This is a genomic window from Labedella populi, assembly GCF_004078655.1.
GTDB lineage: Bacteria > Actinomycetota > Actinomycetes > Actinomycetales > Microbacteriaceae > Labedella > Labedella populi.
Genome location: NZ_RZNC01000002.1, coordinates 356,327 through 379,277 on the forward strand (window position 1 = coordinate 356,327; position 22,951 = coordinate 379,277).

The window sequence follows — 22,951 nt, forward strand, 5'->3', positions numbered from 1 at the left end:
CAATCGGCCGCGCGTCGGCGCGGATTACCGGGATTCGGAGGAGTACACGCCTATTGTGGCCGTGTGTGGAGGCTAGATCGACGAAACGATGACGGCGTGCTCGAGAACGAGGACCCCGTCGGAGACGGCGTGCTCGGTCCCAACACGACCCAGCCGCACGACCTCTCCATCGGTGACCCATCGGTGACCGTCGCGAATGTCGCAGACCGGACGCGTGAGCAGTGGCGAGCCGAACTCGCCGAGGTGGGTGGGCGCTCGCCGCTCCTGCATTTCGTGGACGCCGCGCACACCGCGATCGAGTTGAGTGCGACCCACCCCGGCGGCCTGCCGCAATTCATCACCGGCAAGTCCACGCTCCTGTCGAACCTCATCCGCGACGAGGTCGCGTTGCGCCGAGCGAAGGTCTCCGCGGATCTCATCACGGCGAAGGGGATCGAGCTGCGCAGCGTCCGCGGCATCGACGCCGTGCACCTCGCTGTCGGTCTCGCGCACTGGCGCAACGACGGCGAGGACTTCTGCGCACCCGTCCTCCTGCGCCCCCTCGCCATTCGCCGGTACGGGAACGACTTCGAGCTGAAGCTCACTGGCACGACCGTCCTGAACCCGGAACTCGCGCGGTCTCTCCGGGAGCAGTTCGGCATCACGCTCGACGCGACGGCCTTCGAGGCCCTCGCCCACGCGGGAGACGTCTTCAAGCCGCAACCGGTCATCGACCGCTTGCGCGGCCTCACCTCCCACCTCGACTGGTTCAACGTCCAGCCGCGACTCGTCGTCTCATCATTCGCGGACGCGAGCGCCGGCCTCATCCAGGACGCTCGCTCGCTCGACCACCCCGTGCTCGACGCCCTCGCGGGGAATCCCGGTTCCCGCCGTCTCATCGAGGGCATGAGCTCTCCCGTCGACCCGGTCCCGCAGGACGAGCGACCCCCGACGACCGACACGCTCCTCCTCGACGCCGACTCCGAGCAGGAGAACGTGATCGCGCAGATCGTGGCGGGGCAGTCGATCGTCGTCAGGACCCTCCCGGGGACGGGCGGTACCCAGACGATCGTGAACGCGCTCGGTGAACTCGTCTCGAAGCACAAGCGTGTGCTCGTCGTGAGCCCGCGCCGCTCGAGCCTCGACGGCATGCGGCACCGGTTCACGGGCGTCGGCCTGCCGGGGCTCGCGGCTCATCCGGCGACGCTGCGCCGCGACCTCGTCACGGCCATCTCCCGCAACGAGAAAGCGAAGACCCCGCGCGTCTCCGACGTCGACGACGCGCTCGTGCGGCTGCGGAAGGTCCTGCTCGACTACCGCTCGTCCCTCGTCTCGATCGACCACCTGCTCGGCGTCTCGGTCGTCGATGCGCTCGACGCGCTCACGGCGCTCGCGAACAAGCCCGAACCGCCGTCGACGGCCGCGCGACTGAGCATGGACTCCATTGTCCGGCTCGCGCACGGCCGTGACGAGACGGCTCGGGCCCTCGCACACGCCGCTGCCCTCGGCGAATTCCAGTACGGACCCGGCGACTCGCCCTGGTACGGCGCGCATTTCGCGACCACGGCGGAGGCGAAGGCGACGCACGAACTCGCGAAGAAGCTCAACCGCAGCGATCTGCCGCGGCTGCTCGAGCGCGGCTACGAACTCATCGGGCAGACGCGCATGCGACCGTTCGAGACACTCGAGGAACTCGGCATCTACTTGCGTCTGCTCCTCGACGTGCGCGAGACCCTCGACAAGTTCGTCCCGTCCGTCTTCGACCGGTCCCTCGCGGAGCTCATCGCCGCGACGGATTCGCGGCGAGAGTCGCCGGGGATGTCGACGGCGAACCGCCGGCGACTCAAGAAGCTCGCGAAGGAGTACGTGCGACCGGGGGTGCACATCTCCGACCTCAACGCTGCGCTCCGTCGAGTCCAGCAGCAGCGCATCCTGTGGCAGCGCTATGTCGACGCGGGCGTCACTCCAGAGGTTCCCCTCGGCATCGCCGATGTCCAGGTCGCCTACCAGCGCGTCGTCGCCGACCTCGGCGCGCTCGACGCTCCCCTCGGGCGGGAAGCCGAGTCGGATCGCCTCGTGGCTGCTCCGGTCCGGGAACTCGTGCGGATGATGTCCGGTCTCGCGGCAGAGTCGCAGGTCATGGACAATCTCCAGGAGCGCACGACCCTCATCGCCGAGCTGCGCGAGAAGGGTCTGCACGACCTCCTGGTCGACCTCTCGAGCCGTCACGTGCCCGAGCATCTCGTCGCCGATGAACTCGAGCTCGCGTGGTGGCAGTCGGTCCTCGAGAACGCTCTCTCGACCGACAAGGCACTCCTCGGGGCGAACACGCAGGTCATCGACCGGCTCGAGTCCGACTTCCGGCTCGTGGACGAGGCCCACGCCTCCGCATCGGGAGCGATCCTCGCGGGCATGCTCGCGGACATGTGGAAGATCGGGCTCGTGGACTGGCCGGACGAGGCTCACGCCTTGCGCACGCTGCTCCGCGGCGACCGCACGGTCACTCCCGCCGACGTCGAGCGGGCGGCCCCGCACCTCGCGCGGTCGCTCTCGCCCATCTGGGCGATGTCGCCGTACGACGTGCCGTCGCTTCCGGACTCGCTCCGTTTCGACGCGGTCTTCCTCCTCGACGGGGGAGCGACGCTCCTCTCCGAGAACGTCGGGGCCATCCGACGGGCGAAGCAGGTCGTCGTGTTCGGCGACCCGGTGACGCAGAGCCCCACGCCGTTCCAGATCGCCGTCGGGGCGCGCGACGGCGAAGCGCGCGAGCCCGACGTCGACGTCGACGAGCTCGCCGCCCGTTCCGCGTTCGCCCGACTCGGCGAACTCCTGCCGGGACTCGGCCTCACACGCAGTTACCGGGCGGGCGGCGAGGACCTCGCCGAGCTCGTCAACCAGCGCTTCTACGGCGGGGAGATCGACTCGATGCCCTGGGCCGGATCGTTCCTCGGCCACGGTTCCCTCACCCTCGACTACGTCGCGAACGGGCACGGCATGCCGGACCCGGTCACGGGCACCGTCGAGTCGGTCGACCCCGAGGTCGCCCGCGTCGTGAGCCTCGTGCTCGAGCATGCGACGAACCGCCCGCGTGAGTCCCTGATGGTGGTGACCGCGAGCGAGAAGCACGCCGCCCGGGTGCACCAGGCGGTGCTCGACGCCTTCGCGCGGCGAAGCGACCTGTCGGAGTTCATCCTGCGGGAGCGAGCCGAGCCCTTCACTGTGCTGACGCTCGAGCAGTCCGAGGCGGAGAGCCGGGATCGTGTCATCTTCTCGCTCGGTTTCGGAGTCACGCCCCACGGTCGTGTGCTGTCGACGTTCGGCGCGCTCGGCCGTCCCGGCGGCGACCGGCTGCTCGCGGTCGGTATGACGCGTGCGCGGCGGTCGATGGTGATCGTCTCGTGCATCCGGCCGGACGACATCGACCCGGAGCGTATGCAGTACGGCATCGTCGCTCTCGCGCAGATCCTGCGGGAGCCGCCACGGCGCGATCCCCGCCCGCCGGCGACCGACGGGGCGCAGCCGATGCTCATCGACCTCGCTGAGCGTCTTTACCGGTACGGCCTGAACGTCGAGATCGGCTACCGCGGCTCGATCGCCCTGGTCGCGGCGTACGGATCGAAGGCGGTCGCGATCGAGTCTGACCCCGAGGTGGGACTCGAGTCGCTGCGGGAATCCCTCCGTCTGCGACCGGACGTCCTTCGCCGGCTGGGTTGGCACTACGTCCGCGTGCACAGCTTCGACCTGTTCGCGGACCCCGAGGCCGTCGCGCGCAACATCATGTCGATTCTCGGCGCACCCGTCCCGGAAGGCTCGACCCCGGGTGCCGCCGCGTCCTGACCAGGTACCGGACGATCCTCGCGCTCCACGCCAGCGCATCCGGCGGCTCGCGGGCTCCCGCCGCGCCCGCCTCGACCCGGCGCCCGGCACGGACCCCTCACCCGATGTCCCCACGCGTGATGAGGCGCCGCCGCCGTCCGACGCAGTGGCGCCGCGGGGCGAGAACGACGAGCGCTTGCGACGAGATGTTCCCCCGCATTGGTGAGCGGGTGTATACAGTGAGTGCGTCGTAACCGCGCAGCCTACGACGCAGCCCACCACGGGCAGCCCACAGCGCAGCGGCCGGTGAGGGACGGGCGACCACACGTGAACATCCCCGAGAGGCGCGTTCGATGCAGCATTCACCGCCCACCGTCTCGTGGACGAACGCCGAGCACTACGAGCCGTACATCGGTCGCTGGAGTCGGCGGGTCGCTCCGCACTTCGTGCGATGGCTCGACATCGCCCCGGCGGCGATGTGGCTCGAGACGGGCTGCGGGACGGGAGCGCTCACGTCGGCGATCGTCGCGGAGGCCCGGCCGTCCCGCGTCCGCGCGTCGGACACGTCGAGCGGCTACCTCGAGTACGCCCGAACGCTCCTCCCCGACGCCACCGTCGACTTCGTCCTCGAACGAGCGGAGTCGGTCGGGCTTCCCGATGGATCCGTTGACGCCGCGGTCTCGGGCCTGCTCCTCAACGTGCTCGCCGATCCCGTCGTCGCCCTCGCGGAGTGCCGGCGGGTGACGCGCCGCGGGGGGACCGTCGCGGCATACGTCTGGGACTACTCGAACGAACTGTCGGCGATGCGCCTCTTCTGGGATACCGCCATCCTGCTCGACCCGGTCGCCCGACGCCTTCATGAGGGTCGGCGCTTCGCCTCGTGGGGCCCCGACGAGGTCGCCCGTCGGTTCCGCGCCGCCGGGCTCTCGAACGTCGAACTCACCGAGATCGAGATCGAGACTCCCTTCCGGGACTTCATCGACTACTGGTCGCCGTTGCTCGGCGGGCAGGGGCCGGCGCCGTCGTACGTCGCTTCGCTCGAACCGGCGGCCGTCGACGCCCTTCGGACGGCGGTGTACCGCCAGCTGCCGATCGGCGAGGACGGCTCGATCCGGCTCCGCTCGCGGGCGTGGGCCGTCCGGTCGCTCGTCGCCTGAATCCCGATTTCTGTTTCCCGGCTTCTCGCTCGGTCAGGCCTCGGGTCGCGGCCTCACCTGCGGGGTCTCATCGTTGCGCTTGCTGAGCAGATCACGGATCTCGGCGAGGAGCTCGACCTCGGTGGGAGCGAGCGGGGCCTGGTTGTCGCCCACGGGGCGGTTCTTGGCGAGAAGGTCGTCCGCTCGCTTCTTGAGGGTGTTGATCGGCAGGACGAACGCGAAGTAGACGACCGCGGCGACGATCAGGAAGTTGAGGATCGCGCCGATGATCGCTCCGACGTACATGATCGACTCTCCACCGCTCATGGTGGGGATGACGACCGGTAGAGCCTTCTCCAGGCTCTGAGCGTTGAAGATCGCCCCGATGATCGGGTTGAACAGGTTCTCGACGATGGCCGTCACGACGGCCGTGAAGGCGGCACCGATGACGACGGCGACCGCGAGGTCGATGACGTTCCCGCGGAGGATGAACTCCTTGAAGCCCGTGATCATGTGTGTTCCCTCGTTCCCTGACGCGAGTGGACTCAACGCCGGTCGGCGATCAGTGTGACGTTGTACCCGAGCCGCCCCCGGAGCCGGACGGACCCGAGCCGGACGAACCGGAGCCGGACGAACCCGACGAACCCGAGCCGGACGAACCCGAGCCGGACGAGCCGGACGAACCGGACGAACCGGACGATCCCGACGACCCGGCGGACGAATCGGAGGACGAGCTCGACCCCGAGTCGCTCCCGGAGCCGGACGAAGCCGCGGCGGCTGTGCTCGACGACGTGCCGTTGCGTGAGTCGGTGCGGTAGAAGCCGCTGCCGTTGAACGTCACGCCGATCGAGCCGTAGACCTTGCGCAGTCGACCGCCGCAGACGGGGCACTCGGTGAGGGCGTCGTCGCTGAAGGACTGGTACATGTCGAAGGCGTTTCCGCACTCGGCGCAGCGGTAGGCGTAGGTGGGCATTCGTGTCTTTCGTCCGGTGGTGCTGGTACTGGTAATGGTGCTGGTGGGCATGGCTGCGGGCGTGACCACTCGAGACCGACGTCGTCGTAGTGGGCCCGGAGCGTCAGAAGTCGATGATGCGATCGGGTGTGACGACGCCGTTCACGGGCTGGTCGTGTCGCTCGCGCGGGACCTCGTCGACGAACTCGGAGTCGTAGACGACCGCGTACACGGGCGGGCACTTCTCCATCGAGCCGAGGGTCTTGTCGAAGTATCCCTTGCCCCAGCCCATCCTCATGCCGTCGCGGCCGATGGCGGCGGCGGGCACGAGGATCAGGTCGACGTCGTTGATCGCGAGTGGGCTGAGCAGCTCTCCCGACGGCTCGGGCATCCCGAACAGGCCGACGAGCTCCTGACCGTCCTCGCCGACCGTCCAGTCGAGCAGGCCGTCCTCGCGGCTGACGGGGAAGAGGACCCGGACGCCCTGCGCCCGCGCCCACGCGAGGTAGGGGCGGGTATCGGGCTCCGACGGTGCGGAGAGGTAGCATGCGACGGATCGCGCGCTCAGCCCGAGCGTGAGGGACTGCAGGTTCTCGGTGAGCCCGGCGGACGCGTGTTCCTGCTCGGAGGATGTGAGGTTCCGGCGGCCTTCGCGCAGTTCGGCCCGGAGGGCGCGTTTGCGGTTCTCCGTGTCGGTCGTCATGGCGACATTCTAGTTCGGGCGTCTCGTCGGCGTGTCCCTTGTGAGTTGCGTGGGGCCGACTGGCCGTTTGCGGATACGCTGGCACCATGGGACAGAGAGTGCAAAAGGCCGTCATTCCTGCTGCGGGCCTGGGGACGCGGTTCCTTCCGGCGACCAAGGCGATGCCGAAGGAGATGCTGCCGGTCGTCGACAAGCCGGCCATCCAGTACGTCGTCGAGGAAGCGGTGGGCGCCGGACTCGACGACGTCCTCATGATCATCGGCCGCAACAAGAACATGATCGCGAACCACTTCGATCGCGTCGCGGAACTCGAACACAATCTCCTCGCCAAGGGTGACGAGAAGAAGCTCGCCCGCGTGATGGAGTCGACGGACCTCGCCGACATCCACTTCCTGCGTCAGGGAGACCCGAAGGGCCTCGGGCACGCGGTGCTCCGCGCGCGGAGCCACGTGGGCGACAACCCCTTCGCCGTCCTCCTCGGAGACGACCTCATCGACGAGCGCGACCCGCTGCTCACGCGCATGCTCGACGAGCAGGAGAGCCGCAACGCGACCATCATCGCCCTCCTCGAGGTCGACCCGGACTCGATCCACCTTTACGGCGCGGCCGAAGTCGAGGCGACCGACGACCCCGACGTCGTCAAGGTCAAGGGTCTCGTGGAGAAGCCGGCCAAGGAGGACGCGCCTTCGAACCTCGCGATCATCGGCCGCTACGTTCTGCGACCCGAGGTCTTCGACGTCCTCGAGGAGACCGAGCCCGGCAAGGGCAACGAGATCCAACTGACCGACGCGCTCCAGGTGCTCGCGGCCGACGACGAGATCGCCGGCGGCGTCTACGGTGTGATCTTCCGCGGCCGTCGCTACGATACGGGCGACCGCCTCGACTACATCAAGGCGATCGTGCAGCTCGCGCTCGACCGTGAGGACCTCGGCGCCGACCTCGGCCCGTGGCTCAAGGACTTCGCGGGCAACCTCGACTGATCACCGGCTCGGCCCGGCGGAAGGACTGCCATGGCGGCGCCGCTTCCCGTCCTGCGTGATGGGGACATCTCGATGCGCTCCATCCGATTGCGCGACGCGAAGGCCGTCGAGCGCGAACTGATGGAGAACCGTCCCTGGCTGCGGAAGTGGGAGGCGACGAATCCCTACGCGCCGCTCGGGCCGTGGGACATGCGGGGGAGCATCCGCTCCCTGCTGTCTCAGGCCCGACAGGGAACGGGGCTCCCGTTCGTCATGGAGTACCGCGGCGAGATCGCGGGGCAACTCAACGTCTCGGGGATCGTCTACGGCTCGGTCTCGAGCGCGACGCTCGGCTATTGGGTCGCGGAGCGATTCGCGGGCCACGGCATCACACCGACGAGCGTGGCGCTCGCGACCGATCACGTGTTCTTCACGATGGGGCTCCACCGCATGGAGATCTGCATCCGGCCCGAGAACGCGGCGAGCCTGCGTGTCGTCGAGAAGCTCGGCTTCCGCTACGAGGGGCTGCGTCGCCGTTTCATTCACATCAACGGCTCGTGGGCAGACCACTTCAGCTTCGCCCTCGTGCGGGAAGAGGTGCCCGGGGGAGTGCTCGCGCGGTGGAAGGACGGCCGCGTCCCTCGCGGCGCCACCGTGATCCCCGAGGCCGATCGTGCAGCCGCCGAGAGCCCTCTCGTCACTCCCGAGGGCTGATCGGCCGGATCCGCCGCAACACACCCATCACATCGTCAGGCTTCGGGAACCTTCAACCCTTACCTTAGGGACATGGCCGGTGGTGGAATTCTGAGTGGTGGTGTGGTGTTCGCGATCGCCGCTGCGCTCTGGATCCTCTATCTGATCCCGACGTGGCGTCGCCGGAGCGAATTCATCGCGACCGAACGCAATGCCGTCCGTCTCCAGCAGACCCTGCGCATCCTCGCCGAGACGGCGCAGGTGCCCGACGAGATCCGTATCGAGGCGAACGCCCGCGGCGTGGCCGAGCAGCAGCGCGTCCTCAAGAGGCACCGTGCCGAGCAGGCCGCCGTCGCGAAGGCGGAGGCCGAGGCGCTCGCTCGCAAGCTCAAGACCGAGTCGCGCGTCCGGTCCGCGGAGGCAACCGCCGCGCTGCTCGCGCGGTCGCGCCGACGCGCCCGGCTCACGACGACCCTCGTCCTCCTCGTGTCGCTCGCCGTCACAGCGGTGGGCGGCGTCCTGTTTGCGGCCATCGGCTCGTGGCCGGTGCTCGCTGTGGGTGGATCCACCGCGATCGCGTGTGTCGCGCTGCTCGTCCGGATGGCTCGCGTCACGACGCGAGCCGCTCGCCCGGCTGCGGCCGTTCCGGCGACGACGGCGGTGCACACGACGGCCGAGCTCGTCGAGTACGAGGCCGAGCTCTTCCCCGAGTCGACGTGGACGCCGGTCGCGCTTCCGAAGCCCCTCCATCTCTCCCAGGGATCGACCGCCGCGAGCGTCATCGCGGAGGCCGACGCCCACGAGCGGCTCCGTGCCGCAGCCCTCGTCGAGGCGATGGCGCAGCGCGCCGCCGAGCTCGCCCCGCCCGTGACGCGCTTTCCCGTCCGTGAGGCTCCCGCCCCGGAGTCGCGCCCGGCTGTCGCGTCGACGCCCATCGAGGAGGCGCCAGTGGTCGACTCGCGCTTCGCTCGGATGGGTGTCGTCGACGAGTCCGAGATCTCGGCCGCCGACCTCCTCGGCCGTCGTCGTCTCGTCGGCTGAGCGGCCGTCCACCGCGTCGGTCGGTGCGACTCGGGCGAGCCCGGCGGGAGCCGTCGGGCGGTCCGAGCGGCCGTTCCGATCGTGATAGTGTCTTAAGGCACTCGGGCCTATGGCGCAGTTGGTAGCGCGCTTCGTTCGCAATGAAGAGGTCGGGGGTTCGAATCCCCCTAGGTCCACCGAGAATCCCGTTCACGCAGCGCGTGGGCGGGATGTTGTGTTTCCAGGCCGAATTACTCCTCGGGTCCCTCGTCGTCCCGACCTCCGGCCGGTCAGCGCGGCACGCCGCGATCCGAGCCCCGCGGAGCGATCCGACGGTCGTCGTGGTGCCTGGCGCGGCACTCCTCGCTAGCCCGTTCACCGGCCGTTCGCCTCCGTCGCTCACAGTGGGAAGGTGACGACCGTCGAGGACCGGCTGAACACGCGCGCGCCGGCCGAGCGCGCGCCGCGTCGACCGTTCCGTGCGGACATCCAGGGGCTCCGGGCCATCGCCGTCGGACTCGTGGTGCTCGATCACGCCGGGGTTCCGCTCCTCGGCGGCGGTTACGTCGGCGTCGACGTCTTCTTCGTCATCTCGGGGTTCCTCATCACAGGTCACCTGCTCGAGGGCCTGCACAGGACGGGACGCATCGATCTCGCCCGCTTCTATGCCGCACGCGCCCGCCGCATCCTGCCCGCGGCCCTCGTGACGATCGTCCTCACCACGATCGCGAGCTTCCTCGTCGTGTCGCCGCTGCGGGTCGTCGACATCGTGCACGACGCCCTCGCGTCGGCCCTGTACGTCCCGAATATCGTCTTCGCCGTGCGGGAGACCGACTACCTCGCGGGCACGGCGCCGTCGCCGTTCCAGCACTTCTGGTCGCTCGGTGTCGAGGAGCAGTTCTACATCGTGTGGCCCGTCCTGCTCCTCGTCGCGTACCTGGTCGGTCGGCGGTCCCGCTCGGTGCTCCTCGCGGCCATCGCCGTCGTCACCGTCGCCTCGTTCGCCGCAAGCGTGCTCACGACGCCCGTGTCCGAGTTCCTCGCGTTCTTCTCGCCGCACACACGGGCGTGGGAGTTCGGCGTCGGCGCGCTCCTCGCGGGGTGCGGTGCCGCTCTCGCGCGTGTCCCCGGGGTGGTCGCCGGCGTGCTCGGCTGGGCCGGGCTCCTCACGATCCTCCTGGCGGGCGCGTTCTACTCGGCGGACATCGCCTACCCGGGGGTCGCCGCACTGGTGCCGGTCGGGGGAGCGGCGCTCGTCGTCGCCTTCGGGGCGCGAGGGGAAGTCGGTCGAGCGCTCTCCGCGCGGCCGCTGCAGGTCGTCGGCGCGATCTCGTACTCGCTCTACCTCGTGCACTGGCCGATGCTCGTCCTGACGCACGAGCACCTCGGCATCGACTCGCCGCTCGCTCTTCCCGTGGGTCTCGTGATTGCGGCGGCCGCCGTTCCTGTCGCGTGGGTGCTCTACACGGTCGTCGAAACGCCGATACGCAGTTGGCGCGGGCCGTCTCGTCGCGTCCTCGTCGCCTCCACGGCCGCGACCCTCGTGGTCGTGACGGGGCTCGTCGCCGGGAGCGCGGCAGCGTCGGTGCTGCCGCTCACCTCCTCGCGCACGGAACCCGAGCGCTCCGCGGGTGAGCTCCCCACCGGGACGCCGTTCGTTCCCGCCAACCTCTCGCCGACCCTCGACCGGGCGATAGCCGACACCGGGGAGATCTACACGAACGGATGTCAGCAGAACCTGCGTGAGTCGACCGTGCTGACGTGTTCCTTCGGGGCGCTCGACTCCCCGCGCACGATGGCCCTCTTCGGCGACTCCCACGCCGGGCGGTGGTTCCCCGCCCTCGAACGGGCCGCGACGGCGCTCGGCTACCGCCTCGACACCTACACGAAGTCGGGGTGCCGGTCCGAGGAGACCGCCGCGGCGTGGGAGTCGTCGAAGAACGACTCCTGCTCGGCGTGGCGGGAGGCCGCGGTCGCGCGCATCACGGCCGACGCACCCGACGTCGTCGTGCTCGCGAACCACCTCGGCCCGACGCCGGGCAAGGACCCGTCGGTCCAGAGCGCCGACTGGGTGGACGGGCTCTCGCAGCTGTACGACCGGTTGCCCGCCTCGAGCCGCGTCATCACCCTCGCGGACTCACCCGAGTTCGCGGCTTCACCCGTGCTGTGCCTCTCGTCGCACCTCGACGCCGCCGACGTGTGCGCGGTCGAGCGCTCCGACGCGCTCAACCCCGCGATCCGGGAGGCGCAACGGACGGTGGCCGCCGACCGCGGCGGAGCCGTGGTCGACCTGACGGACTACCTGTGCAACACGTCGACGTGTCCAGCCGTCATCGGATCGACTCTCGTCTACTCCGACGAGCACCACCTCACGGCGACGTTCTCGCAGACCCTCGCGGGCGCGCTCTCCGCGCGACTCGCTCCCCACCTCGAGGACGTCGGGTGAGGACCCGCCGGGCCGCGGTCGACGGGAGCGTCGGCCGCCGAGTCGCGGCCGGCGCCGCCGTCTGCTTCGCGGCGCTCACGGGCTGCGCCGCGGACCCGTCGGTCGCCGGGATCGTGCCGCCGTCGTCCGACTACGCCGGCGTGACGTTCGTCGACGACCTGGACTTCGGAGCTCCGCAGGGAGTCCGACTCGACGTCTGCCTGCCCGACGACGTCGAGGCGGACGCGCCCGCCGTCGTGTCCGTCCACGGCGGTGGGTGGCGCCAGGGCGACAAGGCGCAGCGGCCGTGGCGCGACACGTGCGCGTGGCTCGCGAGTGAGGGCTTCGTGGTCTTCCAACCGAACTACCGCCTCGCTCCCGACCACCCGTACCCCGCGGCGATCGAGGACGTGTCGCGAGCCGTTCACTGGGCGCGGCAGACCGCGCAGGTCGAGCGATTCGGACACGATCCCGCACGGCTCGGCGCGTTCGGCGATTCCGCCGGAGGCAACCTCGTCTCCCTGCTCGGGACCCGCGGTGAGGGACCACGCACGGTGGGGTCCCGCGTCGACGCGGTCGTCGAGTTGAGCGCACCGATCGACCTGACCCTGGCGGGCACGGCGCTCGGCGGGCTGGGCAGCGACTTCCAGCGCGTGCAGCTCGACTACCTCGGGTGCGCCACCTACGACGACTGCGGGATCGCCGCTGACGCCTCACCCGTCACGAGCGTCGATGCGAGCGATGCGCCGTTCTTCGTGGCCCACTCGACGGACGAGTTCATCCCCGTCGAGCAGGCCGAGGCCTTCGTGGCCCGCCTGGAGAAGGCCGGGATCGAGGTCGAGTTCGTGCCGGTCGCGGGATCGGGGCACGCGCTCGCGATCCTCGACGACGACTTGCGGGAGCGGATCGCGACCTGGCTCCACGAGCAGCTCGACGCGTGAGCGGGGACAGAGGGTCCGCGGTCAAGCGTCCGGCCGGTCACGCCGTCGGCCGGATCAGGTGATCAGGCGGTGGTGCGGATCATGCGCGGACCCGCCCAGGCGATGAGTGCGAGGACGAGAACCACGAAACCTCCGAAGACCGGGACGAGCGGGAGGACGAGGAGCGCCGCGCCGACGAGCAGCGGCGGGATCGTCATGCCGGCGAAGGCCAGGAGGAAGATACCCGAGGTGACCTCGCCGCGGTTGCCGTCGACTGCGAGGGTCCCCGCGGTCGCGAGCGCCCCACGGAAGACGAGTCCGACGCCCGCTCCGGCGACGACCCCGCCGATCACGAAGGACGCGGCGGACACGAACACGTCGGCCGCGCCGAGGACGAGGAGTCCCATGACCATCGCGGACACCCCGAGGACGAGTTGCGGGCGCGCGGCCATCCGGGCGAAGACGAGTTGCGACGCGGCCGCCGCTCCGAACACCGAGAAGGCGACGACGCCCGCGAGCAGGTGGTCGGGCTCGTGCAGCATCCGGGCGAGGAACGTCGGGGCGATGGAGCCGAACAGCCCTGTGATCGCGAACGCCGCGAACGCCCCGATCCCGGCGGCCCAGTAGGTCGAGCGGCTCTCCGCGGGGACGCGCACCTTCTGGGGGCGGTACGCGGATGGAGCTGCGGGCTTCGCGACGGTCTCCGGCACGAAGGCATAGGCGAAGCCGATCGCGACGAGGGCGGCGAGGAAGACGACGAAGGGCGTGACGAGCGGGGCGTCCGCCCACTCGGCGAAAGCGCCACCGACGAGGGGGCCGATGGCGAGACCGCCCATGTTCGCGACGCCGGCGATCGTGGCGGCGAAGCCGACCGTCGCGGCGGGGTGGGTGATGCGGCGGAGGTCGGCGAGGTGCGCGGTCGCGGCGGCCGTCAGCATGCCGATACCGAACCCGGCGACGAGGCGCGCGACGATGAGGCCGGGTGTCGTCGACCACACGAGGAAAAGGACGGCCGAGACGGTCTCGAGCACGACGGCGGAGAGGATCATGCGGCGGCGGCCGACGCGGTCGCTGATGTGGCCGACGAGGTACAGCGCGATCATCACGCCGATCGAGTAGGCGGCGAAGACCACCGTGACGACGACCGTCGGGAAGTGATCACGAGCGGCATAGAGAGCGTAGAGCGGCGTCGGAACCGTGTTGAAGGCCATCATGACGAGGAAGGCGACGGCGGTGATCCAGAAGCCCGCGCGGTGGGGGACGCGGGGAACTCGGGGGAGCGCGGCGCGTCGGGTCCCGGTAGGACCGTGTGGGGCGACGGACGGAGAGGCGGTGGTGGTCATGCGTCGATCATGCTCTCGCCGATTCATCGATGGAAGCGCATGTTCTCGATCATGACGATCGAGGCGGTCTATGATCGCGTCATGGACACGCGCATGCTGGAGTATTTCGTCGCGGTCGCGGACGAGCGGAACCTGACACGAGCGGCTGGGCGGCTCTTCGTGGCGCAATCGACGGTGTCAGCGGGTCTGCGGAGCCTCGAGACGGAGCTCGGCGTCCGCCTCTTCGACCGCGATACGAAGTCGGTGTCGCTCCTGCCTGCTGGCCAGGACCTGCTCCCGATCGCCCGCGACGTGCTCGACGGTCTCGACACGATGCGCTCGACGGCCCGGGAGGCGGGGAGCGGGCTGCGCGGTCGCGTCCGCGTCGGCACGTTCGCAGCGCTCAGGGTCTTCGACCTCCCCGGCGTCCTCGGTCGTTTCCGCCTCGAGCACCCCGGCGTCGACGTGCAACTCGTGACGTCGGCGACCGGCTCGACGGGCCTCATCGGCGACCTCGTGAAGGGCAGACTCGATCTCGCGTTCGTCGCTCTCCCCGTGCCCGCCGGGGTCGCGGCGGAAGCGGTCGTCAGAAGGCCTTTCGTGGCCGTCGTCCCGGAGTCGCACGCCCTCGCGACCCGCCGGACGCTGTCGTTCGCGGATCTCGCGGGCGAGGACTGGGTGGACGTCCTCCCGGGATTCGGCAACCGCGTGCAGGTCGACGCCCGGCTCCGCGAAGAGGGGATCACGCGACGCCTGAGTGCGGAGGTCGCGGACCTGCCGAGCGTCGGCCCCTTCGTCGCCGCGGGGATCGGTGTGGCCGTCGTTCCCGATGTCATCGACGCCGTCGGGTGTCGAGTCGTCCCGCTTTCCGACCGCATGCCCGAGTGGGTCGTCTCGCTCGCCGTCCGGCGTGGAGGGGAGCGCCGGCATGCGATCGCCGCTCTCGCCGAGGCGCTGCGATCGGGAAGTGCGGAAGCGGGACGGTCGGACGACGGCGGCCGCTCGAACGCACCGCGGTGACGGACCGCGCCGGTCGTTGCCTCACCTGATCGCGAGTGGCAGGGTGACGGTATGGCGATCGACCGGAAGAAGACGCTCGACGACTACCGCGCGCGACGCGGCGAGTTCCGGGTCGTCGAGGTGCCGGCGCGCCGATACCTCATGGTCGACGGGCAGGGCGACCCCAACACCTCGCCGCTCTACGCCGATGCGATCGCCGCGCTCTTCCCCGTCGCCTACGCGCTCAAGGCCGCGGTACGCCGGGAGGCCGGCGACGACTTCGTCGTCATGCCGCTCGAGGCCCTGTGGTGGTCGGACGACATGAGCGCCTTCACCACGCGCCGCGACAAGACTCGATGGAGGTGGACGGCCATGATCCTGATGCCCGACGCCGTCACCGCCTCCCTGTTCTCCGAGGCGATCGAGGACGTCGCCGCCCGGAAGAAGCCCTCCCGGATCCGCGATGTCCGCCTCGATGTCCTCGAGGAGCGCGCGTGCGTGCAGACCCTCCACATCGGCTCGTACGACGAGGAGGCGGGAGTGCTCGCAGCGCTTCACGAGCGATTCCTCCCGGAACACGGCCTGCGACCGGCCGGGAAGCATCACGAGATCTACCTCAATGATGCGCGCCGGGTGGTGCCCGAGAAGCTGCGCACGATCCTTCGCCAACCCGTTGCACCCGCGTGAGCCTCGCTGGAAAAGGCGCACCCGTGAGCGGTGGAGCGCCTTGCCACACCGCGCCGTGTCCCTCGAAAACTTACTAACAAAACGTGTGTAAGTACTAGCGTCAGTCTTCGATCGGCAGTACTGTCACAGCATCCGGCGCGTTTCCACTCCGTCGGACGCACTCGGCCCGCGACCCTCACCGGCGCGGTCGCCCGGAGTCGCACCACAACGAAGTGATGAGAGGAACGACTATGACCACGCACAGGCACATGGCGGCCGCGGGGCTCGCCGTCGCAGCCGCCCTCGTTCTCGCCGGCTGCAGCGGCAGCTCGGGAGGCGCGGGCGATGCAGAGGCCGAGCCGGCGGACTCCGGCGAAGTCACCTGGTGGGGTTGGACGCCCGACACCCCGGTGGCCGAGCGCTACATCGAGGAGTTCAACAAGGAGTACCCAGACATCGAGATCACCTACAAGAACTTCGAGAACGTCGACTACCGTACGACGATCACGCCGGCACTCGACTCCGGCGAGGGCCCCGACGTCTTCGACCTGTCCCCGGCGGGCGGGTCGCCCGACTTGTGGGGTCCCTACGCGATCGACCTCGCGCCCCTCGCGGAGGAAACGCTCGGTTCCGATTGGCAGTCGAAGCTCGGCGACGGCTACGTCGAACAGCTCACGGACTCCGAGGGGCGGTTCGTCTCCCTCCCGCTCGGTGGCATGGCGGCGGGATTCCTCTGGATCAACCAGGACATCCTCGACGAGGCCGGCGCCGAGGTGCCGACCGATTACGACTCCTGGGTCGCCACGTGCGAGAAGGTGACGGCGATCGGCAAGACCTGCTTCACGATGGGCGCCGGCGGCGAGGACACGTTCCCGACGGAGATGTACCACGCGATCGCGAACTCGGTCGACCCGGACTTCTTCATCGAAGCGGCGACGGGCCAGGCTGCGTGGGACGACCCGGCCGGAGTCGAGACGCTCCAGATCATCCAGGACATGAAGGACGACGGCATCATCGCCACGAACGCCCTCGACGGGACGCAGTACCCGCTCGCGAACGAGGAGTTCATGAAGGGCGACGCCGCGATGGTCCAGATGGGCTTCTGGTACACGCAGTACTCGGGAGCCGAATCCTGCAAGGCGGCTATGGAGGCCGCCGGCGTGAGTGACCCGACGTGCTTCGTGCAGATGCCCGCCGCGTTCCCGGACGTCGCAGGGAAGGGCAACGGGTCGGCGTACTTCGGGGAAGCGGACTACGGTCTCGCCATCAACGCCGACTCGCCGAACATCGGTGCGGCGAAGACCTTCGTGCAGTGGATGACCATGTCGGAGACAGGGCAGCAGAACGTCGCAAACGCGCTCGACCTCCTCCCCGCGCTCCAGGGTGTCACGCCGGACTGGGACACGATCGAACTCGTGGACACCGAGGTGCAACGGCCGGCGATCGAGCAACTCATCAGCGAGAGCGCGGCGGCGGGTCAGTCGCGTCAGTGGCAGACGAGTGAGACCACCCTCGACATGATCGTGCTCGCCATCCAGCAGATCCTCGACCCGACGATCGACAAGTCCGTCGAGGACATCGCCGCCGAGATGCAGGCCGGTGCCGAGCCGACCGACATCGGCCTCGACTGACGGACGGGGACTCGATCATGACCGTGACCGCTCCTCCTGAGCTGCGTCCGGTGGGTTCGCTCGATGAAACACGAGCGGGCGGGAGGACCCGGCGCAAGCCGGCCTCCCGCCTCATTCCCGGAGGGTTCGTCTGGATCCTCCCGGGCCTCATCATCTCCGTCGGGCTGATCTACTACAGCATCGTCTACTCCGGCTACCTCTCCTTCTTCGATTGGGCGGGCGGTCGGTCCCGGATGATCCCGGTGGGCTTCGATAACTACGTCGAGGCGCTCACGAACCCCGTGTTCTGGACGGCCGTCCGCAACACCGTCATCTACTTCGTCGCCGTTTTCGTCGTGCAGGTGCTCGGCGGCGTGCTGTTCTCGGCCGCGATGCACTCGAAGATCCTCTTCGCGAACGTCTACAAGGTCATCATCATCATCCCGGTGGTCGTGGCTCCCGCCACTCTCGCCCCCGCCCACCTCCAGGTCTGGCAGACGAACGGGACGTTCAACCAGATCCTCGAGTCGATCGGGTTCGGCTTCCTCGTGCAGGGGTGGCTCGGCCAGTCGACGACGTCGTTGCTCGTCGTCACGCTCGTCGGTTGCTGGGGATCGATCGGCTTCGGCTTCATCCTCTACTTCGCCGGCATGGCCCAGATCGATCCCGAGATGCTCGAAGCCGCCCGCATCGACGGGGCGGGCAATCTCCGGATCCTGTTCTCGATCGTGCTGCCGAACCTCAAACCCATCACCATCTCGCTCGCGATCCTCAACTTCATCACGGCGCTCAAACTCTTCGACAACGTCTGGCTCATCACCCAGGGCGGCCCGGCGCATTCTTCGGAGTTCCTCGGAACCATGATCTACGCCGAGACGGCCGGATCGTCACGCAACCTCGGCTACGCCGCAGCGCTGTCCGTGATCCTCATGCTCATCGCCGTCGTCACGTCGGTCGTCATCCAGTCGCGCAGCCGAGAGCGCGTCGCCAACAGTGAGGAGCTTCCCCGTGTTTGAGACCCGTTCCGTGCGGTCGCGCGTCCTTCTGCAGCTCATCGTCACGATCGCCGTCGTCCCGTTCCTGATCCCGATCTACGCGATGGTCTCGCGTTCGTTCTCGGGCGCGGGCTGGGGCAATTACGCCGCCGTCATCTCGGTACCCGGGTTCGCGAGGTTCTTCCTCAACTCGGCGATCGTCGCCGGGGGATCGATCATCATCATCTACATCGCCACCATGATGGCCGCGTTCGGCTTCTCGAAGCTTCGCGTGCGCCGCAAAGAGGTGTACTTCTGGATGATGATGGCGGCGCTCACCCTTCCGGAGGTCGTGCTCATCGCGCCGCTCTACGCGACCGCCGTGCAACTCGACCTCCTGGGCACGTTCTGGTCGGTCATCCTGCCGATCGCCGCCCTTCAGATCCCATTCACCGTGCTCATCACCCGCGGCTACGTCGACGGCATCCCCGACACGCTGTTCGAGGCGGCTCGACTCGACGGAGCCAACACCTGGCGGATGTTCTGGTCGATCCTCGTACCGCTCGCGCGGCCCATGGCGGTCGCTCTCATCGTGCTCGTGCTCATCAACGCCTGGAACGCCTATCTCCTGCCCAAGGTGTTCCTGACGAGCGAGGACATGGGCGTCGTGACGCTGCTTCCGGAGTTCTTCCGCCGGCAGTACAACGACGACACGCCGAAGATCCTGGCTGCCGCCGTCGTCACCGCGATCCCGACCATCGTTGCCTACATCGCTCTGCAGAAGCAGTTCGAGCGCGGCATGGCGGCCGGGGCGATCAAGTAGGGCCGTCGGGACCGAGGACGAGAGAAGGGACGGGACATGAGTGAGAGAGAGGTGCGGGCGATCGGACTCGCGATCCCCGCGAGCAGGATCGACGACCGCTTCGTCGTGGCGCTGCTGAATGCCCTCCCGGACCCCCTGATCCGCGACGGGGTGACCCTCGTCACGAAGGTCGTCCGTGACGACGACGAGGAGCGCCGACTGTACGAGCACTGGGCGCAGGTCGGGGGCGTGTCCGGGGTCGCCCTCCTCGGGGTGCGCCCCGACGACGCCCGGATCGTGCGGCTGCGGACGCTCGGCTTCCCGATCGCCGCGGTGATCGACTCCTCCGTCGAGGCTGACTTCCCCGCCGTGGTGGTGGACTTCGATGCGGCGATCGACGTATTGCGCACCTTCCTCGCGGAGCGTCCGGCACGCCGGACCCTCTACATCAGTGCCGTCGAGGAGGGATCGACCACCTCGGCCCGCACGGTCGCCGCGGAGAACGCGGCGCTCGGGGGCCTCTTCGAGGTCGTGTACGTCGAGCACTCGGTGGACGCGGCGACGGCGGCGGCGTCAACGGCCGTGGCCGACGGGCCGGCGACCCTCGTCTTCGACAGCGACGTCCACGCCGCTGCCGCGCTGTCGATGTTCCGGTCGCAGGGGCTCGAGGTCCCGAAGGACGTGTCGATCGTGTCCTGGACGAATTCGGCACTGTGCCAGAGCGCCAGTCGGTCCATCACGGCGATCGACCGACGGGGCAGCGAGATCGGCGTCCTGCTCGGCGAGCGCATCCTCGGCGCCATCGCCGGTGACGACCGGACGCACGACCGGGCGCCGCGCCCGTTCGTCGTGGTGGGGGAGACGGCATGAGCACCAAGAGACGCATCGGGCCCTCGTCGGAGAACACGCGGAGCGCGATCCTCGATCTGATCCGGTCGAGCGGCACGGTGAGCCGTATCGAGCTCGCCGAGATGTCGGGACTCACCGCGACCTCTATCACACGCGTCGTCAAATCCCTCATCGACGACCGTCTCGTCGCCGAGACCGGATTCGGCGACTCGACGGGCGGCAAACGCCGCAGCCTTCTGCAGATCAATCCGCATGCGCGCTACGCCGTGGGGCTCTCGCTCGGCGACGCCCGCCTCACCTACGTCGTGACGGATCTCGCGGGCAACGTCGTCGGGCAACTCGTCTCGCCGGGCATCGGCCAGGCGGCGCCCGGAACGGAGATCGTCCGGATCGCCGACGAGCTCGAGCAGATCTTCCGCCAGCTCGACATCCCGACGGAGGACGTCGTGGGTGTGGGAGTCGCCGGAGCCGGCCTCGACCTCGGGGCGGGGGATCGGTTGTCCCTCACCGCCGACGAGTGGGACGCCTTCCCGGTACAGGAGACCCTCGAGTCGCTCGTCGGGTTGCCCGTCGTACGCGACAACGACGCGGCGTGCGCAGCGCTCGGTCAGTTCTGGGTCGGGCGCATCCCCGCCACGCAGGACTTCGCGACGCTGTACATGGCACGCGGCTTCGGGCTCGGGCTCATGACGGGCGGCGGGGTGAGTCGGGGATCGTCCTCGAACGTCGGGGAGATCGGCCACCTGGTCGTCGACATCGACGGCCCCGATTGCTGGTGCGGCTCGCGCGGCTGCCTCGAGATGCTCGCCGCGCCTCGCGCGGTCATCGCGCAGGCGATCGCGGACGGCGGCCTCGCCGCCGAGCTCGGGCTCGTAGGCGACGACGAGCGACTGCGCCAGGATTTCGACGCGATCGCCCGCGCCGCGAGTCGGGGCGACGATCGCTGCGTCGCGCTCATCGAGCGATCGGCACGGTACGTCGCGGCCGCCGTGCTCTCCGTCGTCAACCTCCTCGACCTCGATCGGCTGTACCTCGCCGGACCCGGCTTCGCCGACGCGGGAGCGATCTACGTCGCGGCCATCCGCGATCTCGTGGGGCGGGCCGCCCGCACGCGAGCCGTGCACGGCGTCACCGTGGAGCTCTCCGACCCGGGGCTCGACACGTCGGCCGTCGGTGCGGCGACCCTCGCCCTCCAGCACGTCCTCACTCCGCACACGCGGATCGAGCGCACGAGCGTCCGCGCCGACAGTCCGGCGACGGTCTGAGGGAGGACAGCAGAACACCGCACCTCCGCCGACGCATCCCAGCCTCCCGTCGCGGTCTCCCGTCCGGGGACGCGACTCCGCACCACTCGCGGGCCACCGGGCCCGCCCCACCTGAAAGGACTGGCACACCGTGGCCATTCGCTCCGTCTTGATCAACGTCACCGACATCGCTCGATCGGCCGACTTCTACTCCCGCTTCCTCGACGTCGAGACCGTCAGCGTCGACGCCGACCACGCCGTGCTCGATGCCGTGACCGCCACGATTCGACTCCGACGCATCGACGCCTCGGCGTCCTCGACGTGGATCGCGGACGACCTGCAGGCGGGCTTCCGCCACGTCGGCTTCAAGGTCTCGGATCTCGATGCCCGCGTCGAGGCGCTGCACGCGGCGGCGGTGCCCTTCCAGCTCGAGCCGATCCACGCGGAGGGTGATGTCCGCATCACCTTCTTCTACGATCCCGACGGGACCGTTCTCGAACTCGTCGAGGGACCGCTGCAGTACCACGAGGTCTACGATCGGGACGCGGTCGAACGCGACTGGGGACTGGGGGATCCCGCCCGCCCGCGATTCGACCACGTCGCCGAGACGGTCGAGGACCTCGAGGTCACGACGAGCTACTACGGCGAGCTCGGCTACTCGCTCATGTCGGGCATCCACCAGCCGAGCGATTCCCGCGGCTTCGAGATCAACTTCCTGCGCGATGGTGACAGCTCCCTCGAGATCTTCACCTACGAGAAGGCGGAGAAGACGCACCGTGAGCCGCAGCTCGACGCTCCCGGCTTCCTCGCCGTCGAGTTCGACGGCGGCGCCCCCGGTCAGGCGCATCGTGTCGGCGACGTCGCCGGGGTCGAGTTCTTCGCCGACCCGGACGGCCTCGTGCACACGGTGACGCCGGCATGACGACGCGTTGGGACCTCCGGCCGCTCGGGAGGACGGGCCTCGAGGTCAGCCCGGTCACCCTGGGAGGCGGCCCGCTCGGGAGCATGCCGGAGAACTTCGGCTATGAGGTGTCCGAGCGCGACGCGATCGAGCTCGTCCGCGCCGTCCTCGACAGTGACATCCGCACGATCGACACGGCGAACGGTTACTCGGCGGGTCGCAGTGAGGAACGGATCGGTCGTGGCATCGCCGAATACGGGGGTCTCCCGGACGACGTGCTCGTCATCACGAAGGTCGATCAGAAGGACGGCGACTACAGCGGCGACCGCGTCCGGCGCTCGCTCGAGGAGAGCCGCTCACGGCTCGGCATCGAGCCGTTACCCGTCGTGCATCTGCACGATCCCGAGTTCCACGACTTCGCCGCGATCACCGCACCCGGGGGTGCCGTCGACGCACTCGTCGCGGCGCGGGAGCGCGGTGAGGTCGGGCACATCGGTCTCGCCGGGGGAGACGTGCGGGAGATGGCGCGCTACCTCGAGTTCGGCGTCTTCGACGTCCTGCTCGTGCACAATCGGTGGACCCTCGTCGATCGCAGCGCCGGCGCACTCATCGAGGCTGCGACGGAACGGGGCATGGCGGTCGTGAACGCCGCCGTCCTCGGTGGCGGGATCCTCGCCGACACGACCGGGACCAACACGCAGTACGGGTACCGGACGGCGCCGCCGGAGACCCTCGCGGCCATCACCGGCATGCGTGCGGTGTGTGCGGAGTACGACACGGACCTCGCCACCGCCGCGATCCGCTTTTCGACACGCGAGCCGCGCATCGCCACGACGATTGTCGGCATCAGCAAACCCGCGCGCATCGAGTCGACGATCGCCGCCGCGACCGCCGAACTGCCCGAAGACATCTGGGCGGAACTCGAGGAGCTCGTTCCGGCACCCGAGAACTGGCTCGACGCGACGAGCTGACGTCGCCGAG

General features: G+C 69.3%; 20 protein-coding genes and 1 tRNA gene. 17 read left to right on the top strand and 4 right to left on the bottom strand.

The genetic code is table 11. From position 1 onward, the window contains the following. The first annotated feature begins 96 nt into the window (after window positions 1-96). Window positions 97-3,816 carry an AAA family ATPase gene (locus ELQ92_RS07310; RefSeq protein WP_243694917.1) on the top strand — a complete coding sequence of 1,240 codons (3,720 nt, stop codon included), beginning with the start codon at window positions 97-99 and terminating at the stop codon, window positions 3,814-3,816. A 332-nt stretch (window positions 3,817-4,148) separates the two neighbouring features. Next, entirely contained in the window at window positions 4,149-4,952 is an 804-nt protein-coding gene (locus tag ELQ92_RS07320; RefSeq protein WP_128498334.1) for a class I SAM-dependent methyltransferase, read from the top strand. Window positions 4,953-4,985: 33 nt separating this feature from the next. Here the strand turns inward: ELQ92_RS07320 and mscL are convergent, their stop codons facing one another. The 3 genes from mscL to ELQ92_RS07335 form a co-directional block, all read right to left on the bottom strand. Continuing rightward, window positions 4,986-5,444 (bottom strand): large conductance mechanosensitive channel protein MscL, encoded by a 459-nt coding sequence (gene mscL, locus ELQ92_RS07325; protein ID WP_128498335.1) that lies wholly within the window; start codon window positions 5,442-5,444, stop codon window positions 4,986-4,988. A gap of 49 nt (window positions 5,445-5,493) precedes the next feature. Beyond that, a complete protein-coding gene (locus ELQ92_RS07330) occupies window positions 5,494-5,904 on the bottom strand; it encodes an FmdB family zinc ribbon protein (protein WP_128498336.1) in 411 nt (136 codons plus the stop codon). 103 nt (window positions 5,905-6,007) lie between these two features. Next, window positions 6,008-6,586, bottom strand: a complete 579-nt coding sequence (locus ELQ92_RS07335) for a 5-formyltetrahydrofolate cyclo-ligase (RefSeq protein ID WP_128498337.1) — start codon at window positions 6,584-6,586, stop codon at window positions 6,008-6,010. 86 nt (window positions 6,587-6,672) lie between these two features. Here ELQ92_RS07335 and galU point away from each other — a divergent pair, with 86 nt between their 5' ends. From galU to ELQ92_RS07365, 6 genes are all read left to right on the top strand, one after another. Further along, window positions 6,673-7,566, top strand: coding sequence for a UTP--glucose-1-phosphate uridylyltransferase GalU (gene galU / locus ELQ92_RS07340; protein WP_128498338.1), 894 nt, complete (start codon window positions 6,673-6,675; stop codon window positions 7,564-7,566). Window positions 7,567-7,596: 30 nt separating this feature from the next. Next, window positions 7,597-8,259 carry a GNAT family N-acetyltransferase gene (locus ELQ92_RS07345; protein ID WP_128498339.1) on the top strand — a complete coding sequence of 221 codons (663 nt, stop codon included), beginning with the start codon at window positions 7,597-7,599 and terminating at the stop codon, window positions 8,257-8,259. Between the two features lie 72 nt (window positions 8,260-8,331). Next, window positions 8,332-9,279, top strand: a complete 948-nt coding sequence (locus ELQ92_RS07350; RefSeq protein ID WP_128498340.1) for a hypothetical protein — start codon at window positions 8,332-8,334, stop codon at window positions 9,277-9,279. Between the two features lie 103 nt (window positions 9,280-9,382). Further along, a tRNA-Ala gene (locus ELQ92_RS07355) sits at window positions 9,383-9,455 on the top strand. A gap of 215 nt (window positions 9,456-9,670) precedes the next feature. Beyond that, a complete protein-coding gene (locus ELQ92_RS07360) occupies window positions 9,671-11,704 on the top strand; it encodes an acyltransferase family protein (protein WP_128498341.1) in 2,034 nt (677 codons plus the stop codon). After that, window positions 11,701-12,624 (top strand): alpha/beta hydrolase, encoded by a 924-nt coding sequence (locus ELQ92_RS07365; protein WP_128498342.1) that lies wholly within the window; start codon window positions 11,701-11,703, stop codon window positions 12,622-12,624. The genes ELQ92_RS07360 and ELQ92_RS07365 overlap by 4 nt, the downstream gene beginning before the upstream one ends. A gap of 62 nt (window positions 12,625-12,686) precedes the next feature. Here the strand turns inward: ELQ92_RS07365 and ELQ92_RS07370 are convergent, their stop codons facing one another. Further along, window positions 12,687-13,946 (bottom strand): MFS transporter, encoded by a 1,260-nt coding sequence (locus tag ELQ92_RS07370; protein ID WP_128498343.1) that lies wholly within the window; start codon window positions 13,944-13,946, stop codon window positions 12,687-12,689. A gap of 81 nt (window positions 13,947-14,027) precedes the next feature. Between ELQ92_RS07370 and ELQ92_RS07375 the strand changes: the two genes are divergently transcribed. The 9 genes from ELQ92_RS07375 to ELQ92_RS07415 all read left to right on the top strand — a co-directional run bounded on the left by ELQ92_RS07375 (window position 14,028) and on the right by ELQ92_RS07415 (window position 22,941). After that, on the top strand, window positions 14,028-14,945 hold the full coding sequence (locus ELQ92_RS07375; protein ID WP_166426732.1) for a LysR family transcriptional regulator: 918 nt from the start codon (window positions 14,028-14,030) through the stop codon (window positions 14,943-14,945). Window positions 14,946-14,996: 51 nt separating this feature from the next. Then, a complete protein-coding gene (locus ELQ92_RS07380) occupies window positions 14,997-15,611 on the top strand; it encodes a GyrI-like domain-containing protein (RefSeq protein WP_128498345.1) in 615 nt (204 codons plus the stop codon). Window positions 15,612-15,841: 230 nt separating this feature from the next. Beyond that, window positions 15,842-17,221: an ABC transporter substrate-binding protein gene (locus ELQ92_RS07385; RefSeq protein WP_128498346.1), complete on the top strand. Its 1,380-nt coding sequence runs from the start codon at window positions 15,842-15,844 to the stop codon at window positions 17,219-17,221. Between the two features lie 17 nt (window positions 17,222-17,238). Further along, window positions 17,239-18,216 (top strand): carbohydrate ABC transporter permease, encoded by a 978-nt coding sequence (locus tag ELQ92_RS07390; RefSeq protein WP_128498347.1) that lies wholly within the window; start codon window positions 17,239-17,241, stop codon window positions 18,214-18,216. Continuing rightward, the gene (locus ELQ92_RS07395; RefSeq protein WP_128498348.1) at window positions 18,209-18,997 is read left to right on the top strand and encodes a carbohydrate ABC transporter permease; all 789 of its coding nucleotides are present in this window, start codon (window positions 18,209-18,211) and stop codon (window positions 18,995-18,997) included. The genes ELQ92_RS07390 and ELQ92_RS07395 overlap by 8 nt, the downstream gene beginning before the upstream one ends. A 36-nt stretch (window positions 18,998-19,033) precedes the next feature. Then, window positions 19,034-19,846, top strand: a complete 813-nt coding sequence (locus tag ELQ92_RS07400; RefSeq protein ID WP_128498349.1) for a substrate-binding domain-containing protein — start codon at window positions 19,034-19,036, stop codon at window positions 19,844-19,846. Then, entirely contained in the window at window positions 19,843-21,090 is a 1,248-nt protein-coding gene (locus ELQ92_RS07405; protein ID WP_128498350.1) for an ROK family transcriptional regulator, read from the top strand. Before ELQ92_RS07400 ends, ELQ92_RS07405 begins: the two co-directional genes overlap by 4 nt. Window positions 21,091-21,220: 130 nt before the next feature. After that, entirely contained in the window at window positions 21,221-21,991 is a 771-nt protein-coding gene (locus tag ELQ92_RS07410) for a VOC family protein (protein WP_128498351.1), read from the top strand. Next, entirely contained in the window at window positions 21,988-22,941 is a 954-nt protein-coding gene (locus tag ELQ92_RS07415) for an aldo/keto reductase (RefSeq protein ID WP_128498352.1), read from the top strand. The genes ELQ92_RS07410 and ELQ92_RS07415 overlap by 4 nt, the downstream gene beginning before the upstream one ends. Window positions 22,942-22,951 lie beyond the last annotated feature (10 nt).

Bases quoted from the DNA above. Each gene is read 5' to 3' on its own strand.
- ELQ92_RS07330 (WP_128498336.1), bottom strand. From the start codon at position 5,904: ATGCCCACCTACGCCTACCGCTGCGCCGAGTGCGGAAACGCCTTCGAC.
- ELQ92_RS07415 (WP_128498352.1), top strand. From the start codon at position 21,988: ATGACGACGCGTTGGGACCTCCGGCCGCTCGGGAGGACGGGCCTCGAG.
- ELQ92_RS07380 (WP_128498345.1), top strand. From the start codon at position 14,997: ATGGCGATCGACCGGAAGAAGACGCTCGACGACTACCGCGCGCGACGC.
- ELQ92_RS07375 (WP_166426732.1), top strand. From the start codon at position 14,028: ATGGACACGCGCATGCTGGAGTATTTCGTCGCGGTCGCGGACGAGCGG.
- ELQ92_RS07335 (WP_128498337.1), bottom strand. From the start codon at position 6,586: ATGACGACCGACACGGAGAACCGCAAACGCGCCCTCCGGGCCGAACTG.
- ELQ92_RS07320 (WP_128498334.1), top strand. From the start codon at position 4,149: ATGCAGCATTCACCGCCCACCGTCTCGTGGACGAACGCCGAGCACTAC.
- ELQ92_RS07370 (WP_128498343.1), bottom strand. From the start codon at position 13,946: ATGACCACCACCGCCTCTCCGTCCGTCGCCCCACACGGTCCTACCGGG.
- ELQ92_RS07390 (WP_128498347.1), top strand. From the start codon at position 17,239: ATGACCGTGACCGCTCCTCCTGAGCTGCGTCCGGTGGGTTCGCTCGAT.
- galU (WP_128498338.1), top strand. From the start codon at position 6,673: ATGGGACAGAGAGTGCAAAAGGCCGTCATTCCTGCTGCGGGCCTGGGG.
- mscL (WP_128498335.1), bottom strand. From the start codon at position 5,444: ATGATCACGGGCTTCAAGGAGTTCATCCTCCGCGGGAACGTCATCGAC.
- ELQ92_RS07385 (WP_128498346.1), top strand. From the start codon at position 15,842: ATGACCACGCACAGGCACATGGCGGCCGCGGGGCTCGCCGTCGCAGCC.
- ELQ92_RS07345 (WP_128498339.1), top strand. From the start codon at position 7,597: ATGGCGGCGCCGCTTCCCGTCCTGCGTGATGGGGACATCTCGATGCGC.
- ELQ92_RS07400 (WP_128498349.1), top strand. From the start codon at position 19,034: ATGAGTGAGAGAGAGGTGCGGGCGATCGGACTCGCGATCCCCGCGAGC.
- ELQ92_RS07405 (WP_128498350.1), top strand. From the start codon at position 19,843: ATGAGCACCAAGAGACGCATCGGGCCCTCGTCGGAGAACACGCGGAGC.
- ELQ92_RS07350 (WP_128498340.1), top strand. From the start codon at position 8,332: ATGGCCGGTGGTGGAATTCTGAGTGGTGGTGTGGTGTTCGCGATCGCC.